The organism is Aeromonas veronii, from assembly GCA_041319085.1.
Classification (GTDB): Bacteria; Pseudomonadota; Gammaproteobacteria; order Enterobacterales; family Aeromonadaceae; genus Aeromonas; species Aeromonas veronii_F.
The window spans coordinates 3306226-3325179 of sequence record CP101033.1 but is presented as its reverse complement, the minus strand read 5'-3'; the positions used below and the strand labels follow the sequence as shown (position 1 = coordinate 3325179).

Annotated in this window: 6 protein-coding genes, 2 tRNA genes and 3 pseudogenes; 8 read left to right on the top strand and 3 right to left on the bottom strand. The window is 60.4% G+C overall.

The annotated features are described in order from the left end of the window. Positions 1-79 precede the first annotated feature (79 nt). The 3 genes and pseudogenes from NMD14_15675 to NMD14_15665 all read left to right on the top strand — a co-directional run bounded on the left by NMD14_15675 (position 80) and on the right by NMD14_15665 (position 12199). Positions 80-9889: pseudogene (locus NMD14_15675) on the top strand (hypothetical protein). Between the two features lie 1713 nt (positions 9890-11602). Continuing rightward, positions 11603-11809 (top strand): annotated as a pseudogene (locus tag NMD14_15670) (hypothetical protein). A gap of 108 nt (positions 11810-11917) precedes the next feature. Beyond that, entirely contained in the window at positions 11918-12199 is a 282-nt protein-coding gene (locus NMD14_15665) for a type I secretion C-terminal target domain-containing protein (protein ID XEI34783.1), read from the top strand. A 67-nt stretch (positions 12200-12266) separates the two neighbouring features. Here the strand turns inward: NMD14_15665 and NMD14_15660 are convergent, their stop codons facing one another. Next, positions 12267-12761: a hypothetical protein gene (locus NMD14_15660; GenBank protein ID XEI32175.1), complete on the bottom strand. Its 495-nt coding sequence runs from the start codon at positions 12759-12761 to the stop codon at positions 12267-12269. Between the two features lie 176 nt (positions 12762-12937). On the opposite strand from NMD14_15660, the gene NMD14_15655 reads away from it, so the two are divergent. After that, positions 12938-14902, top strand: coding sequence for an EAL domain-containing protein (locus NMD14_15655; protein XEI32174.1), 1965 nt, complete (start codon positions 12938-12940; stop codon positions 14900-14902). A gap of 63 nt (positions 14903-14965) precedes the next feature. On the opposite strand, the gene rraB is transcribed toward NMD14_15655, so the two are convergent. Then, positions 14966-15301, bottom strand: a complete 336-nt coding sequence (rraB, locus tag NMD14_15650; protein ID XEI34782.1) for a ribonuclease E inhibitor RraB — start codon at positions 15299-15301, stop codon at positions 14966-14968. Between the two features lie 265 nt (positions 15302-15566). Between rraB and NMD14_15645 the strand changes: the two genes are divergently transcribed. Together NMD14_15645 and NMD14_15640 are read left to right on the top strand one after the other, a co-directional pair. Further along, positions 15567-15642: transfer RNA gene (locus NMD14_15645), tRNA-Phe, on the top strand. Positions 15643-15646: 4 nt separating this feature from the next. Next, positions 15647-15722, top strand: a tRNA-Asn gene (locus tag NMD14_15640). Here NMD14_15640 and NMD14_15635 read toward each other — a convergent pair. Beyond that, positions 15701-15886 (bottom strand): hypothetical protein, encoded by a 186-nt coding sequence (locus tag NMD14_15635; GenBank protein XEI32173.1) that lies wholly within the window; start codon positions 15884-15886, stop codon positions 15701-15703. The genes NMD14_15640 and NMD14_15635 overlap by 22 nt on opposite strands. A gap of 262 nt (positions 15887-16148) precedes the next feature. On the opposite strand from NMD14_15635, the gene NMD14_15630 reads away from it, so the two are divergent. Together NMD14_15630 and NMD14_15625 are read left to right on the top strand one after the other, a co-directional pair. After that, complete coding sequence (locus NMD14_15630) at positions 16149-17423, top strand: alpha/beta hydrolase (protein ID XEI32172.1); 1275 nt, start codon at positions 16149-16151, stop codon at positions 17421-17423. Positions 17424-17574: 151 nt separating this feature from the next. Continuing rightward, a pseudogene (locus NMD14_15625) lies at positions 17575-18953 on the top strand (IS4 family transposase). Position 18954 lies beyond the last annotated feature (1 nt).

Genomic DNA, 18954 nt, shown 5'->3' with positions numbered 1-18954 from the left:
TGGCAGCCGGAAGCTGTTGGCTGAAGGGGATGTGCTGCCAAAAGGGGCGGTGATCATGTCGCCGGATGGCGCCAGTTTCATGGGCGGCGGACAGTCGTTCAATGTGCAACCGGCCAGCGAGCAGAGTGAGCCTGCCGAAGAGGGGGATACTTCCCAGTTGGCACAAAACGGCGCTGCAGGTACTCCTGATGATATCAATGCCCTGCAACAGGCCATTTTGGGTGGCGCTGACCCGACTCAAGCTTTTGAAGCCTCTGCCGCAGGCGGTGCACCTGCTGCCGGTGGTGGCGGTATTGGGGGTGTCGCCGGTGCCAGTGGCAACGGCGGGTTTGTCACCATCGACCGTACCGGTTCCGCAACCATTGCCGAAGCTACCTTCGATACCACCTACAACGCCGATGGTGAGCCACCGCTTGAAGCCGTTGGTGAAGATGATCCCCTGTTTACAGCCGCCAACCTTGCCTTGAGTGCCGAGTCCCTGGTGAACGAAGGTGGGCTTATCACCTTTACCGCGACACTTGATCAACCTGTTTTTGGTGCTGACCTGGTTATTCAGCTGTCAAATGGTGCCGTGATCACCATTCCCGTCGGCCAGAGTTCCGGTTCAGTCACTGTTGCTGCTCCGGCAGACAGCCCTTATGTCGATCCGTCAACGATCACCGTTTCGATTACCGGTACTCAGGGCGGTGGTTTCAACCAGATTATCACTGGACCTTCAACGACTACCCAGATTAACGACACCGTGGACACCACCACAGTGACCCTGAGCGCCCCGGCGCAGGTCAACGAAGGGGGCCAGATCACCTACAGCGCCAGCGTCAATAATGCCCCGCAAAGTGACCTAGTTCTGACCCTGTCCAACGGCGCCAGCATCACCATCAAGGCGAGCGAGCTGAGCGGCAGCGTGACGGTCGATGCACCGAGCGACGATGTGTACCAGGATGGCAGCAGCCTGACGGTGAGTATCACCGGCAGCCAGGGCGGCAACTACGAGCAGCTGGATACCAGCAGCACGGTGACCACCGAGGTGGGCGACACCGTGGACACCACCACCGTGACTCTGAGCTCGGCCACCAACGGCCAGACCGTGACCGAGGGCGGCAGCATTGTCTACACCGCCATCGTCAGCAACCCGGTGACCGGCAGCCCGCTGAGCGTGACCCTCTCCAACGGGGTGGTGATCACCATTCCGGTGGGCGCCAGCAGTGCCAACAGCGCGCCGGTGCCGGTGCGTGCGGATGATGTGTATCTACAGGATGATCAAGCGCTGAGCGTCACCATCAGCAGCACCAATGGCGGCAACTACGAGAGCGTGACCACTGCTGGCACCATCAACAATACCGTGGTGGATGACAGCGATTCCGCCACCGTGACCCTGAGCGGGCCGGGCAGTGTGGTGGAGGGCGAGACCACCGCGACCTACACCGTGACCCTGAGCGATGCCGCGCCGGTCGGTAGTATCGTGACCCTGAGTTACACCTACACCAGCGCCAGTGGCAAAGACATCACCGAGACCACCCAGGCGGTGATCGGTGCTGATGGCAAGACCGCGACCTTCACCATCGCCACGGTGGATGACAAGTTTGCCGAAGGTGACGAGAAGTTCAGCGTGAGCGTGAGCGGGGTACAGACCCCGAGCGGCAGCAATGTGTTTGAAAAACTGGATCTGTCCGGTGCCAGTGTCGAGACCACCATCAAGGATGCGGCCTCGCCGGTGGACCCGGAAGTGCCGGGGGTGGAAGACACCGTGACCGTGACCCTGAGCGGGCCGGGCAGTGTGGTGGAGGGCGAGACCACTGCGACCTACACCGTGACCCTGAGCGATGCCGCGCCGGTCGGTAGCATCGTGACCCTGAGTTACACCTACACCAGCGCCAGTGGCAAAGACATCACCGAGACCACCCAGGCGGTGATCGGTGCTGATGGCAAGACCGCGACCTTCACCATCGCCACGGTGGATGACAAGTTTGCCGAAGGTGACGAGAAGTTCAGCGTGAGCGTGAGCGGGGTACAGACCCCGAGCGGCAGCAACGTGTTTGAAAAACTGGATCTGTCCGGTGCCAGTGTCGAGACCACCATCAAGGATGCGGCCTCTCCGGTGGACCCGGAAGTGCCGGGGGTGGAAGACACCGTGACCGTTACTCTGCGCGGGCCGGGCAGTGTGGTGGAGGGCGAGACTACCTCGACCTACACCGTGACCTTGAGCGATGCCGCGCCGGTCGGTAGCATCGTGACCCTGAGTTACACCTACACCAGCGCCAGTGGCAAAGACATCACCGAGACCACCCAGGCGGTGATCGGTGCTGATGGCAAGACCGCGACTTTCACCATAGATACGATTAACGATGGTGTTTACGAGGGCTTGGAAAGCTTCAATGTCTCGGTAGATGCAATCCAAACACCGATAGGTTCCAACGTGTTTGAATTGCTCGATGTATCTAAAGCAACAGTTAATACCAACATTATTGATGCTCAGAATTCTCCGAAGGTGGCGACCATCGTGGGTGACACCGTGGTGGAAGGGGATACCAACAGCTTTGCAGTGGGGCTGACCAACACCTCGAGTACCCCGACCACGCTGACGCTGACCCTGGCCAGTGGCACTGCCACCAAGGGGGTCGACTTCAGCGGCACCCAGGTGACCGTCACTATCGGCACTGCGGTGCAGACCGTGAACGTCAATGCGGATGGCACCTTCAACGTGACGGTACCGGCCAACACCGACAGCTTCAGCGTCAAGGTGAGCACCGTGAATGACACCGTGTTCGAGGCGAGCGAGAGCTACACCCTGAGCGGCGCAGGCACCAGCAGCACCGTGACCGGCACCGCCACCATCACCGACAACGACAGCGCACCGAAGGTGGCGACCATCGTGGGCGACACCGTGGTGGAAGGGGATACCAACAGCTTTGCAGTGGGGCTGACCAACACCTCGAGTACCCCGACCACGCTGACGCTGACCCTGGCCAGTGGCACTGCCACCAAGGGGGTCGACTTCAGCGGCACCCAGGTGACCGTCACTATCGGCACTGCGGTGCAGACCGTGAACGTCAATGCGGATGGCACCTTCAACGTGACGGTACCGGCCAACACCGACAGCTTCAGCGTCAAGGTGAGCACCGTGAATGACACCGTGTTCGAGGCGAGCGAGAGCTACACCCTGAGCGGCGCAGGCACCAGCAGCACCGTGACCGGCACCGCCACCATCACCGACAACGACAGCGCACCGAAGGTGGCGACCATCGTGGGCGACACCGTGGTGGAAGGGGATACCAACAGCTTTGCAGTGGGGCTGACCAACACCTCGAGTACCCCGACCACGCTGACGCTGACCCTGGCCAGTGGCACTGCCACCAAGGGGGTCGACTTCAGCGGCACCCAGGTGACCGTCACTATCGGCACTGCGGTGCAGACCGTGAACGTCAATGCGGATGGCACCTTTAACGTGACGGTACCGGCCAACACCGACAGCTTCAGCGTCAAGGTGAGCACCGTGAATGACACCGTGTTCGAGGCGAGCGAGAGCTACACCCTGAGCGGCGCAGGCACCAGCAGCACCGTGACCGGCACCGCCACCATCACCGACAACGACAGCGCACCGAAGGTGGCGACCATCGTGGGCGACACCGTGGTGGAAGGGGATACCAACAGCTTTGCAGTGGGGCTGACCAACACCTCGAGTACCCCGACCACGCTGACGCTGACCCTGGCCAGTGGCACTGCCACCAAGGGGGTCGACTTCAGCGGCACCCAGGTGACCGTCACTATCGGCACTGCGGTGCAGACCGTGAACGTCAATGCGGATGGCACCTTCAACGTGACGGTACCGGCCAACACCGACAGCTTCAGCGTCAAGGTGAGCACCGTGAATGACACCGTGTTCGAGGCGAGCGAGAGCTACACCCTGAGCGGCGCAGGCACCAGCAGCACCGTGACCGGCACCGCCACCATCACCGACAACGACAGCGCACCGAAGGTGGCGACCATCGTGGGCGACACCGTGGTGGAAGGGGATACCAACAGCTTTGCAGTGGGGCTGACCAACACCTCGAGTACCCCGACCACGCTGACGCTGACCCTGGCCAGTGGCACTGCCACCAAGGGGGTCGACTTCAGCGGCACCCAGGTGACCGTCACTATCGGCACTGCGGTGCAGACCGTGAACGTCAATGCGGATGGCACCTTTAACGTGACGGTACCGGCCAACACCGACAGCTTCAGCGTCAAGGTGAGCACCGTGAATGACACCGTGTTCGAGGCGAGCGAGAGCTACACCCTGAGCGGCGCAGGCACCAGCAGCACCGTGACCGGCACCGCCACCATCACCGACAACGACAGCGCACCGAAGGTGGCGACCATCGTGGGCGACACCGTGGTGGAAGGGGATACCAACAGCTTTGCAGTGGGGCTGACCAACACCTCGAGTACCCCGACCACGCTGACGCTGACCCTGGCCAGTGGCACTGCCACCAAGGGGGTCGACTTCAGCGGCACCCAGGTGACCGTCACTATCGGCACTGCGGTGCAGACCGTGAACGTCAATGCGGATGGCACCTTTAACGTGACGGTACCGGCCAACACCGACAGCTTCAGCGTCAAGGTGAGCACCGTGAATGACACCGTGTTCGAGGCGAGCGAGAGCTACACCCTGAGCGGCGCAGGCACCAGCAGCACCGTGACCGGCACCGCCACCATCACCGACAACGACAGCGCACCGAAGGTGGCGACCATCGTGGGCGACACCGTGGTGGAAGGGGATACCAACAGCTTTGCAGTGGGGCTGACCAACACCTCGAGTACCCCGACCACGCTGACGCTGACCCTGGCCAGTGGCACTGCCACCAAGGGGGTCGACTTCAGCGGCACCCAGGTGACCGTCACTATCGGCACTGCGGTGCAGACCGTGAACGTCAATGCGGATGGCACCTTCAACGTGACGGTACCGGCCAACACCGACAGCTTCAGCGTCAAGGTGAGCACCGTGAATGACACCGTGTTCGAGGCGAGCGAGAGCTACACCCTGAGCGGCGCAGGCACCAGCAGCACCGTGACCGGCACCGCCACCATCACCGACAACGACAGCGCACCGAAGGTGGCGACCATCGTGGGCGACACCGTGGTGGAAGGGGATACCAACAGCTTTGCAGTGGGGCTGACCAACACCTCGAGTACCCCGACCACGCTGACGCTGACCCTGGCCAGTGGCACTGCCACCAAGGGGGTCGACTTCAGCGGCACCCAGGTGACCGTCACTATCGGCACTGCGGTGCAGACCGTGAACGTCAATGCGGATGGCACCTTTAACGTGACGGTACCGGCCAACACCGACAGCTTCAGCGTCAAGGTGAGCACCGTGAATGACACCGTGTTCGAGGCGAGCGAGAGCTACACCCTGAGCGGCGCAGGCACCAGCAGCACCGTGACCGGCACCGCCACCATCACCGACAACGACAGCGCACCGAAGGTGGCGACCATCGTGGGCGACACCGTGGTGGAAGGGGATACCAACAGCTTTGCAGTGGGGCTGACCAACACCTCGAGTACCCCGACCACGCTGACGCTGACCCTGGCCAGTGGCACTGCCACCAAGGGGGTCGACTTCAGCGGCACCCAGGTGACCGTCACTATCGGCACTGCGGTGCAGACCGTGAACGTCAATGCGGATGGCACCTTCAACGTGACGGTACCGGCCAACACCGACAGCTTCAGCGTCAAGGTGAGCACCGTGAATGACACCGTGTTCGAGGCGAGCGAGAGCTACACCCTGAGCGGCGCAGGCACCAGCAGCACCGTGACCGGCACCGCCACCATCACCGACAACGACAGCGCACCGAAGGTGGCGACCATCGTGGGCGACACCGTGGTGGAAGGGGATACCAACAGCTTTGCAGTGGGGCTGACCAACACCTCGAGTACCCCGACCACGCTGACGCTGACCCTGGCCAGTGGCACTGCCACCAAGGGGGTCGACTTCAGCGGCACCCAGGTGACCGTCACTATCGGCACTGCGGTGCAGACCGTGAACGTCAATGCGGATGGCACCTTCAACGTGACGGTACCGGCCAACACCGACAGCTTCAGCGTCAAGGTGAGCACCGTGAATGACACCGTGTTCGAGGCGAGCGAGAGCTACACCCTGAGCGGCGCAGGCACCAGCAGCACCGTGACCGGCACCGCCACCATCACCGACAACGACAGCGCACCGAAGGTGGCGACCATCGTGGGCGACACCGTGGTGGAAGGGGATACCAACAGCTTTGCAGTGGGGCTGACCAACACCTCGAGTACCCCGACCACGCTGACGCTGACCCTGGCCAGTGGCACTGCCACCAAGGGGGTCGACTTCAGCGGCACCCAGGTGACCGTCACTATCGGCACTGCGGTGCAGACCGTGAACGTCAATGCGGATGGCACCTTTAACGTGACGGTACCGGCCAACACCGACAGCTTCAGCGTCAAGGTGAGCACCGTGAATGACACCGTGTTCGAGGCGAGCGAGAGCTACACCCTGAGCGGCGCAGGCACCAGCAGCACCGTGACCGGCACCGCCACCATCACCGACAACGACAGCGCACCGAAGGTGGCGACCATCGTGGGCGACACCGTGGTGGAAGGGGATACCAACAGCTTTGCAGTGGGGCTGACCAACACCTCGAGTACCCCGACCACGCTGACGCTGACCCTGGCCAGTGGCACTGCCACCAAGGGGGTCGACTTCAGCGGCACCCAGGTGACCGTCACTATCGGCACTGCGGTGCAGACCGTGAACGTCAATGCGGATGGCACCTTCAACGTGACGGTACCGGCCAACACCGACAGCTTCAGCGTCAAGGTGAGCACCGTGAATGACACCGTGTTCGAGGCGAGCGAGAGCTACACCCTGAGCGGCGCAGGCACCAGCAGCACCGTGACCGGCACCGCCACCATCACCGACAACGACAGCGCACCGAAGGTGGCGACCATCGTGGGCGACACCGTGGTGGAAGGGGATACCAACAGCTTTGCAGTGGGGCTGACCAACACCTCGAGTACCCCGACCACGCTGACGCTGACCCTGGCCAGTGGCACTGCCACCAAGGGGGTCGACTTCAGCGGCACCCAGGTGACCGTCACTATCGGCACTGCGGTGCAGACCGTGAACGTCAATGCGGATGGCACCTTCAACGTGACGGTACCGGCCAACACCGACAGCTTCAGCGTCAAGGTGAGCACCGTGAATGACACCGTGTTCGAGGCGAGCGAGAGCTACACCCTGAGCGGCGCAGGCACCATCAGCACCGTGACCGGCACCGCCACCATCACCGACAACGACAGCGCACCGAAGGTGGCGACCATCGTGGGCGACACCGTGGTGGAAGGGGATACCAACAGCTTTGCAGTGGGGCTGACCAACACCTCGAGTACCCCGACCACGCTGACGCTGACCCTGGCCAGTGGCACTGCCACCAAGGGGGTCGACTTCAGCGGCACCCAGGTGACCGTCACTATCGGCACTGCGGTGCAGACCGTGAACGTCAATGCGGATGGCACCTTCAACGTGACGGTACCGGCCAACACCGACAGCTTCAGCGTCAAGGTGAGCACCGTGAATGACACCGTGTTCGAGGCGAGCGAGAGCTACACCCTGAGCGGCGCAGGCACCAGCAGCACCGTGACCGGCACCGCCACCATCACCGACAACGACAGCGCACCGAAGGTGGCGACCATCGTGGGCGACACCGTGGTGGAAGGGGATACCAACAGCTTTGCAGTGGGGCTGACCAACACCTCGAGTACCCCGACCACGCTGACGCTGACCCTGGCCAGTGGCACTGCCACCAAGGGGGTCGACTTCAGCGGCACCCAGGTGACCGTCACTATCGGCACTGCGGTGCAGACCGTGAACGTCAATGCGGATGGCACCTTTAACGTGACGGTACCGGCCAACACCGACAGCTTCAGCGTCAAGGTGAGCACCGTGAATGACACCGTGTTCGAGGCGAGCGAGAGCTACACCCTGAGCGGCGCAGGCACCAGCAGCACCGTGACCGGCACCGCCACCATCACCGACAACGACAGCGCACCGAAGGTGGCGACCATCGTGGGCGACACCGTGGTGGAAGGGGATACCAACAGCTTTGCAGTGGGGCTGACCAACACCTCGAGTACCCCGACCACGCTGACGCTGACCCTGGCCAGTGGCACTGCCACCAAGGGGGTCGACTTCAGCGGCACCCAGGTGACCGTCACTATCGGCACTGCGGTGCAGACCGTGAACGTCAATGCGGATGGCACCTTCAACGTGACGGTACCGGCCAACACCGACAGCTTCAGCGTCAAGGTGAGCACCGTGAATGACACCGTGTTCGAGGCGAGCGAGAGCTACACCCTGAGCGGCGCAGGCACCAGCAGCACCGTGACCGGCACCGCCACCATCACCGACAACGACAGCGCACCGAAGGTGGCGACCATCGTGGGCGACACCGTGGTGGAAGGGGATACCAACAGCTTTGCAGTGGGGCTGACCAACACCTCGAGTACCCCGACCACGCTGACGCTGACCCTGGCCAGTGGCACTGCCACCAAGGGGGTCGACTTCAGCGGCACCCAGGTGACCGTCACTATCGGCACTGCGGTGCAGACCGTGAACGTCAATGCGGATGGCACCTTCAACGTGACGGTACCGGCCAACACCGACAGCTTCAGCGTCAAGGTGAGCACCGTGAATGACACCGTGTTCGAGGCGAGCGAGAGCTACACCCTGAGCGGCGCAGGCACCAGCAGCACCGTGACCGGCACCGCCACCATCACCGACAACGACAGCGCACCGAAGGTGGCGACCATCGTGGGCGACACCGTGGTGGAAGGGGATACCAACAGCTTTGCAGTGGGGCTGACCAACACCTCGAGTACCCCGACCACGCTGACGCTGACCCTGGCCAGTGGCACTGCCACCAAGGGGGTCGACTTCAGCGGCACCCAGGTGACCGTCACTATCGGCACTGCGGTGCAGACCGTGAACGTCAATGCGGATGGCACCTTCAACGTGACGGTACCGGCCAACACCGACAGCTTCAGCGTCAAGGTGAGCACCGTGAATGACACCGTGTTCGAGGCGAGCGAGAGCTACACCCTGAGCGGCGCAGGCACCATCAGCACCGTGACCGGCACCGCCACCATCACCGACAACGATCGTGTACCGGTGACCACGGGTGGCTACAGTGCCGGGCAGGAAGACAAGCCCCTGGTGTTGACCTGGGCCCAGTTTGGTGCCAGCGATGATCAGGCCGTTTCTGACTTGAGCGTGCAGATCAACACCTTGCCGCTGAGCGGCAAGCTGGAGTACCTGAACGCAGCCGGCCAGTGGATTGCGGTGAAGGTGGGGGATCTTGTCTCCTACGCCGATATCGACAGCGGCCACCTGCGCTTCGTGCCTGGCCTCAATGAGTCGAGCACCAATTCCAGCAACGGTAATGGAGTCGTGACTGGGAACCTGAATGGCGATTATGCCAGCGTTGGTTACCAGATCAGTGACGGCGCGAACCTGAGCAACAGCGGCAAGCTGGTGATCGATATTGCTGCGGTGGCTGACAAGCCGGTAGTCGATATCAGCCTGACCGGCAATGGCGTACCGCTCTATACCCAGTACCCGTCATCCGGTATCTCAACCGGTGCGTTCCAGAGCGGCAACATCAACAAAGATAGCCTCGGCATCACCAACAGTCTGACCGACAGCACCACCAGTCAGGATCAAGTGGTGGGTGGTAATGGCAATGACTACATCGTCAGCGTGAAGGGCGGTGGCGATTACTTCGTCGGCGGTGCAGGCAATGATGTGCTGGTCGGTGGCAACTCCACCTCAGGTGACACCCTCGACGGCGGCACCGGCAACGACATTCTGGTAGCCGGGCTGGGTGGCGACACCCTGTATGGCGGCGCTGGAACCGATCTGGCCGTGCTGATGGGCTCTCGTGCCAATTATGTCATCGAGCGCAGAAGTGACGGCGGTTTCAACTTCTTGGTGAAAGAGAACGGCGTCACCATTAGTAAGTCGCTCTACGACATTGAGCTGGTGCAGTTTGATGATGGTGTCTACCTGTTCAATCAGAACGATGGCACCCTGACGGCGGTACAGCCGAGCGTGGTGGATTACCCGCTCGAGATCAGCGTTTCCCTGACCGACCGGGATGGCAGCGAGCAGTTCGACAGCATGGTACTGACCGGCATGCCGACGGGGTCGATCCTCTATCAGGGCTCCACCGTGCTCGGTACCGTGGGGGCCGATGGCAAGCTGACGCTGACCGGTCTGTGGAACCAGAGCGCGCTGGACGTCAAGCTGACCGGTTTGACCCTGCGGGTACCGGGCAGCAGTGCAGGTCAGTTCGACCTCAAGGTCGAAGCCATTGCCAAAGAAGTGGTGACTGATGAGGCCAGCAGCGCATCGGATCAGGATTCGATCCGCATGAGCTATTTCCTCTCCACAGAAGGGGAACCGGGTGATCAGAACCGTACCTACGGTAGCGAGCACAATATCGTGGTCGGGGATCTGGATGGCAGCGTGGTGCTGCCGGGTCAGAACTACAACATCGCCTTTATGGTCGACAGCTCAGGCAGTATCGGCAGCAGCGCCATGAACACCATCAAGAGCCAGCTGGCGCAGATTTTCGCCAGCCTCAAGGCGAGCGCAGGCAGCGAGGGGGCTGGTACAGTCAACATCATGCTGGTTGACTTCGATGCCCTGTCGAATGCCAGTATTAGTGTGAACCTGAAGGACAGCAATGCCTTGAGTCAGCTGCAGTCTGTCATCGATTCCATGAGTAGCGGGGGGGGAACCAACTATGAAGATGTGTTCAAGACGGTTGCCAACTGGTTCAACAGCTCGACCGTACAGAACAACACCAATGCCAAGAACCTGACCTACTTCATTACTGATGGTAAACCGACTTATTACCTCGGTAACGAAGGCTCCAACCCGAGAGTATTGAATTTCTCCGGCAACAGCTATGACGTCTATCTCAACAGTCTGCTTGGTGGCACCTATGTTCCGGGTCGGGTGTATAGCTCGAATGGTTACACCATTATCGACAGCGCGGGCCGAGTATATGCCGATGGCAGATACAACAGCCCGATCGGTTTTATGCGTCCGGATGGCAGGGGGGGATATACCTACTCAACACTGGATGGTGATGGCAGCACTACCTCCAGCTCAACCATCAGCAACTCGGTAGCTGGTTTTGGCTTGCTGACAGGGATGGGGGTTACGGTAGAGGCGATCGGCCTAGGGGCCAGCATCTCCTACAACGATCTCAAGTCCTACGACTCCGATGGTGTCATCATGACCGGTGTCAATGCCAGTGACCTGGCCAACGCCATCCTGGGTACCTCGGTGAACAACCTGCCGGGCAGCGACCGGATCGACGGCGGTGCCGGTGACGACATCCTGTTCGGTGATGCCATCCATTTTGCCGGCATCAACGGTGAAGGCTACGCGGCCATCAAGCAGTATGTGGCCGGCAAGCTGAGCGCAGGTTTGGTGACCGATGCCCAGGTCCATGACTACATCACGGACCACGCCAGCGAGTTCGATCAGTCTTCCAGCAATGACAAGGCAGATGTGCTGATCGGCGGGGATGGTAACGACATCCTGTTCGGTCAGGGTGGCAACGATATTCTGGATGGTGGTGCTGGCAACGACATCCTGTTCGGCGGTGCCGGTGACGACATACTGCTCGGCGGCCTGGGCGATGACCAGCTCTTTGGTGGCAGTGGCAACGATACCCTGTATGGCGGGGCCGGCAACGATACCCTGAGTGGAGGTTTGGGCAATGACACTCTGGTCGGCGGGCTTGGCAATGACATCCTCAAGGGGGATAGCGGCGCCGATACCTTCACCTGGCTGCAGGGCGATACCGCTACGGGCAGCGTCGCCAAGGATTACGTGGTCGACTTCTCCAAGGCAGAAGGTGACAAGCTGGACCTGAGCGATCTGCTGGATCATGATGGGTCTAAAAATGAATCGTCATTGAAAGGTTTGTTGTCTGTGTTTGAAGATAGCCAAGGCGTGCATTTCAAGGTTAGCGAGTCGCAGGGTGGCCCAGCTACCCAGGAAATCGTGTTGTCCGGCCATAGTTTTGCAAGTCTGACCGGTAACAGTGCGTCAAGTGCCAGTCAGGTGATCGACTACATGTTGGCCAACAATATGCTCGATATCGACAAGTAAGCCCGATTCGAGGCTAAAAAAGCGGCAGAGCAATCTGCCGCTTTTTTTACTTTGCAGGGAAGCGAAATCAGTTGCCGAGGGTGGCGAACAGGCTCTGCTCCAGGGTGCCGCGGGAGACACAGACCGGCTTGATGGACGAGGCCGGGACGCGCTCTCCTGAGGATTCAACGAAGAACAGCTCGGTGTTGCCCTTGACGTTGACGGTCGCCACGCTGCTGTTGCCGCTCTGGGTGATGATCAGGTTGATCTGCAGGTTCGGGTTGCCCAGTGCGACTTTGGAACCCAGGGTGCCGCAGTCCAGCCACTCCAGCCCGTCGGCGGACTGGTTGACATTGGCGGTCATCAGGCCGGAACCTCGCTGGCTGTTTTCGATGGTGAGGCCGTGATCGGTGAACCACTTCTCGGCGCGTGCCCACACCAGATCCACCGGGATCGCCATCTCCTGAGTGTTGTTGGTTGCCTTGGCAATTGGCGGGTTGTAGCGATACTCCTCACCGCCGTTATTGTCACCAGCACAACCAACCAGCAGCAGCGCCAAGGCACTCCCCATCATCTTTTTCATCTTGTCTCTCTCGTCCATATCACCAGGCCATTGGCCAACCGGCGCCTATTATCGCCGGAGCGACAATCTCTGTCAGCAACCATCCTGCGTCCGGTGTCATGGGGAGGTGGTCGGGGCGCTTTACAAAATGGGTTTGCTATCATAGATTTGCTCGAAATTCCTCCATAAGCGCCCCTGTGACTCATATACTCACCCCGGACCTGCTGCAGCTGATCATCGACCAATTGCCAATGAGTATCTTCTGTCGGGATAACCATGGGCGTTACCTGCTCGTCAATCGCGAGTTCGCCAAGGAGGCTCGATTCGGCTCGCCAGCCGAGGTGGTCGGCAAGACAGATGCAGAGATGCCCTGGGGTGATGTGTTTCGCCGCGAGGATGAGCAGCTGTTTGCCGGGGGCGTACCGATGCTTCATCAGCAGTTTCATTGTGACCGGGGCGGGAATACTTGCTGGATGGAGGTGCACAAGGTGCCGCTTTACACCCCGCAGGGAGAGGCGTGCGCGGTGTTCGGTGTGGTTAACGAGATTGCCCAGCGCAAGAGCCTGGAGCAGACGGTCAAAAAGCAGCAGTTGTTGCAGCGTTATCTGCTCGATGCCATTCCTGACCTGATCCGCTTTGATGATCACAACGGGGTGTTGCTGGCGTGTAATCAGGCATTCCTCGACTTTATCGGGCAGGGGGCGGATGAGGTGCTGGGTCAGCAACTGCCGTTCCGGCTGGCGGCGCCACAGGGAATGGGTCATGGCGAGTGTTGTCTGCTGGATGCCTGCGGGCAAGGGCGACACATGCAGATCACCCGGGTCGATGTCCCCGATGGTGATGGCCACTCTCTCGGGATCCTGACGCTGGGGCGTGACATCACCGGCCTGCGCACAACTCAGGCGCAGTTGCAGCAGGAGCAGCACTACGACAGTCTGACCGGGCTGCTCAAACTTTCCCGTTTCTTGCAGACCAGCCGCCATCTGGGGGGCCGCAGCGCCACGCTGGTGCTGATCGATCTGCACCATTTTCGCGAGATCAACGATCGCTTCGGGATCCGGATTGCCGACCGCCTGCTCAGCCAGGTGGCCAAGCGGTTGCAGCAGCTGGTGCCACCACATTCCCTGCTCTGTCGGGTCGCTGCCGATGACTTCAGTCTGTTGCTGCCCGATTTCAACGAGCCATTGCAGGAGTGGAGCCAGCATCTGCAGCAGCAGTTGATGGAGCACTATCAGGTGGAAGAGCATCGCATTCAGATCCCGGTGTTTCTGGGGCTGGCCCAGGGGTGGGCAAGCGATGCCGAACGGTTGCTCAGCCATGCCGAGGCTGCGCTGGCGCAGGGCAAACGGCAGCAGCAGTACTGCACCCTGTTTGATCCCGAGCTGCATGCCCGGCTCAAGCGGCGTCAGCTGATCGCCGCCCAGTTGCCGCTCGCCATCAAGTCCGCCCAGCTGGTTGCCGTCTATCAGCCGATCATCTGTACCCGTACTCATCGGCTGCACGGTGCCGAGCTGCTCTGTCGCTGGCCTCATCCCGAGTTGGGGATGATCTCCCCCGACGAGTTCATTCCGTTGGCGGAAGAGATGGGGATCATCGGCCAACTTGGCCAGTTGATGCTGGAGCTGGGGTGTGCCCAGCTGGCGCAGTGGCAAACCGCGCAGCCGGATATGGTGCTCTCCATCAACCTCTCGCCGCTGCAGTTCCGTGATCCGGCGCTCTGTGAACGGGTCTCTACCTGTATCGTTCGCCATGGCCTCAAGCCCAGTCAGCTGGAGCTAGAGATCACCGAAGGGGTGCTGATGGAGAACGCCGACGAGATTGAGACCAACCTCGCCAACCTGATCGCCGCCGGTTTTCAGCTGGCTATCGATGACTTCGGCACCGGGTACTGCTCGCTGGCCTATTTGCCGCGTTTGCAAGTGGCGACCCTTAAGCTGGATCGCAGCTTCACCCAGGGGCTGGTCAGCAATACCACAACCACCGCCATCGTGCGTTCGGTGATCGGGTTGGGCCATGAGCTGGGGATCCGGATCACCGCCGAAGGGGTGGAGACGCCCGAGCAGCAGCAGTGGCTGACCGAGACGGGGTGTGATCGGCTACAGGGCTATCTGTTCAGCCGCCCCCTGCCGCCGGCGGAGTTTGCTGCCAGCTATCTGGCGTGAGAGATCGCCAGAAACAACCAGGCCACCGACAGGTGGCCTGGTTGTTTTACGATGGAGGCAGGATCAATCCTGGAAGTAGGTGCCCCAGCCATCGTAATCCACCCCATATTTTTCCAGGATGGGCAGCATCTTAGCGATATCGGCGACGATCGCTTCGACATTCAGCTTGCACTCGATGGTGGCATCGAAGCAGAAGATGGTGGCGCCGTCATCCAGCTCCATCTCTTCGGCATCAGTCACTTCAAAACCGGCCTTGAACAGGTCAACCGCTGCTTTTTCCAGACGGTCGAAATCCTGGCAGGCGAAGTGGTGCTCGATGTCGTAATCCGCATCGGGATTGCTGCCATCGGCCAGCAGTTCGTTGACGATCTCGGTGGTCTCATCACGCCACTCTTGCATATTCAGACTCATGTTGCCTCCAGGCGGTATCATTGCGGCAAAGCATACTCGCAGAGTGGATTCGGCTCAATGCGGCTGACCCACTGAGTCTCGAATTTCCACCATATTGGCGCAGCCCGTATGGCGCGCAGAGGCGAGCAAGTGCGGGAAACGGGGCTGGAATGGATAATAAATGGTCGTGACGTTCAGTTGTTGAGCGAACGCGCTTTTTATCGAGCCATCATGGTTGACACCCCAGTCGAGAAAGGGTTTAATGCGCGCCGTTGCCCAGATAGCTCAGTCGGTAGAGCAGGGGATTGAAAATCCCCGTGTCGGCGGTTCGATTCCGTCTCTGGGCACCATAATTCCTCCTTAGTTCAGTCGGTAGAACGGCGGACTGTTAATCCGTATGTCACTGGTTCAAGTCCAGTAGGAGGAGCCAAATTCGAAAAGCCCGCTCAATCGAGCGGGCTTTTTCATTTCTAGTTGCTGTTGCATGCTGCCAAAAATAGCGTTGCGCCACAGGTTGCGCTGAACAGCAGCATTCCGGTTTGCAGCATGCTGCCAGGGCATGGCTTCTTCTCTCTTTTTCTGGCCCTGATCCACGTCGGTTTCATCACGTTCTCTTATCCATGTTGTCGGCCTGAATGGCTGCACTCCTGTGCAGGCGAGCCATCTTTGTTGAATGGCGCCATGGCGTCAATCTCCCCCGCAAAACAATTTATTCAGCACGGTTGAACCGCGCCTAATCTGGGGCTGTTTCGACCTTTAAGCCATTGTTAACATTTTGGAAAACCGGAGTGACCCCGTGGCCGGGCGGGGCTATGATGGGGTCAATGATGTTCCCATCCTGACGGAGAGATCCCAGATGAACAGCCCCTTGAGCTATGTACTGGACGGTATCCACTGCGAGCCGCACTTTTTTACCGTTCCCCTCGATCACGATGAGCCGGATGGCGACAGTATTACTCTGTTTGCCCGTACCCTCTGCCGCAAAGACAAGCTCGATGAGAAGCTCCCCTGGCTGCTATTTTTGCAGGGTGGTCCCGGTTTCGGGGCGCCGCGCCCGACGGCCAATAGTGGCTGGCTCAAGCGGGCGTTGCAGGAGTTCAGAGTGTTGCTATTGGATCAGCGTGGCACCGGGATGTCGAGCCCCATCCACGGGCATATCCTGGCCAAACTGACACCCGCCGAGCAGGCGGCGTATCTCAGCCATTTTCGCGCCGACAGCATAGTACAAGATGCCGAGTTCATCCGGCAGGAGCTGAGCCCCAAGCATCGCTGGAGTCTGCTGGGCCAGAGCTTTGGCGGTTTTTGCTGCCTGACCTATCTCTCGCTCTTTCCCGATAGTCTGCGGGAGGTCTATATCACCGGCGGCATCGCGCCGATTGGCCGCAGTGCCGAGGAGGTTTACCGCGCCACCTATCAGCGGGTGGCCGACAAGAACCGCGCCTTCTTCGCCCGCTTCCCCCATGCCCAGGCGATTGCCAACCGGCTGGCCAACCATCTGCACCAGCATGATGTGCGATTGCCCAACGGCCAGCGCCTGACGGTGGAGCAGTTCCAGCAGCAAGGGCTGGATCTCGGTGCCACGGGCGCCTTTGAAGCGCTCTATTACCTGCTGGAAGAGGCCTTTATCGGCGACAAGCTGAGCCCGGCGTTTCTCTATCAGGTGCAGAGCATGCAGCCATTCAATACCAACCCGCTGTTTGCCATCCTGCACGAGGCTATCTACGCCGAAGGTGAGGCCACTCGCTGGGCGGCGGATCGGGTCAGAGGGGCGTTCCCGGCGGTGAACTGGGCGCCCGGCAAGGATTTCGCTTTCACCGGCGAGATGGTTTACCCCTGGATGTTCGAGCAGTTCCGCGAATTGCTACCCCTGAAAGAGGCGGCTCATCTGCTGGCCAACAAGGCGGACTGGGGGGCGCTCTATGACCCGGCCCAGCTGGCCCGCAACCAGGTGCCGGTAGCCTGCGCCGTCTATGCCGAGGATATGTATGTGGAATTTGACTACAGCCGTGAGACCCTGCGGGGCTTGGGTAGCAGCCGCGCCTGGATCACCAGCGAGTATGAGCACAACGGCTTGCGGGCCGACGGGGAGGTGGTGCTCGACAAGCTTATCGCCCTGAACCGGGATCGCTGAGGCGGATAGAGACGCCGGACTGCGGATGAAAAAGGGGGCCATATAGGCTGTCTCTTATACACAAATCCCCAAGCATCGCTTGGGGATTTTTTTGAACCTTTTCCCTTCTCCGTGATCTGACTCTTTTGCCATCCCTTATCACGGCTCTAATATGCATCTCACCCAACTCGAACAATGGGCATTCGACCAGTTTGGCCATGCCAATCTCAAGGACCCCAGACGCACTGAACGTCTCGTCAAACTCGCCACCGCCCTTGCTCAACAACCCGGAGATTGCGTGTCACAACTTCCCCTCTCACCCGCCGACATGGAAGGCTCATATCGCTTTATTCGCAACCACCATGTCAATGCCGATGCCATTGCTGATGCAGGCTTTGCCACCACCGCAGCCCTAGCCAGGGACTACGACCTGTTGCTGGCACTGGAAGATACCACGGCCCTGACCTTCAACCATGCCAGCGTCCATGATGAGCTGGGGCACACCAATCAAGGCAGTAGTCGCGCTCTGCTGGCTCACTCCGTCTTGTTGTTTGCTCCGCATAAATCGCAGGTGGTCGGCATGATTGCACAGCGTATCTGGACCCGTGATGTCAGCAAGCGGGGAGAGAGCCACCGGCATGCCACCCGGCCTTACAAGGAGAAAGAGAGTCGCAAGTGGGAGGAGGCATCCGTGGCCTTTGCCGCCCGTCTCGGCACTCAGATGGCCAACGTTATCTCGGTCTGTGACCGGGAAGCGGATATCTACGAATATCTGCATTACAAGCAGAGCAACCAACAACGCTTTGTGGTGCGCTCGATGCAAAGTCGCTGTATCGAAGAGCATGACCACAAGCTCTACGACTATGCCCGGCAGTGCCACTCTGCCGGCACCAAGGTCGTCAAAATACCGCAGCGGGGCGGCAGAAAAGCCAGAGAGGCCGTGCTCGACATCAAGTTTACCAAAGTCACCCTAAAGGCTCCGGCCAACAAGCGTAACGAGCCGGATATCCCGCTCTACTACGTGGGATGCATTGAGCAGGGCGATGCCTCTGACCGGCTGGAGTGGCACCTGCTGACTAGTGAAGCCGTGACCGACGATGCACAGGCCCGCAAGGTTATCGGCTATTACGAGCGGCGCTGGCTTATCGAGGATTATCACAAGGTCTGGAAGAGTGCCGGCACTCGGGTAGAAACCTTAAGGATGCAGAGCATGGATAACCTGAAGCGGATGTGCGTCATCTTGTCGTTTATCGCGGTGCGTCTGTTGCAATTGAGGTTTATCAACGAGGAGTCATCGGCACAGAATCAAAGCTGCGAAACGGTGATAGGCCCGACGGGGTGGAAGCTGCTTTGGCGAAAGGTAGAGAAAACGCCGTTGCCAACCAAGGTGCCGGATATGAGATGGGCGTACCGGAGCCTGGCCAAGCTGGGGGCTGGAAGGACACTAAACGAACGGGGCGGGCTTCAATAGCGGCATTATGGGAGGGCTGGTTTCGACTCCAGACCCTCCTGGAAGGCTACGAACTGGCGCAGTCTCTTGAGCACCAATAGT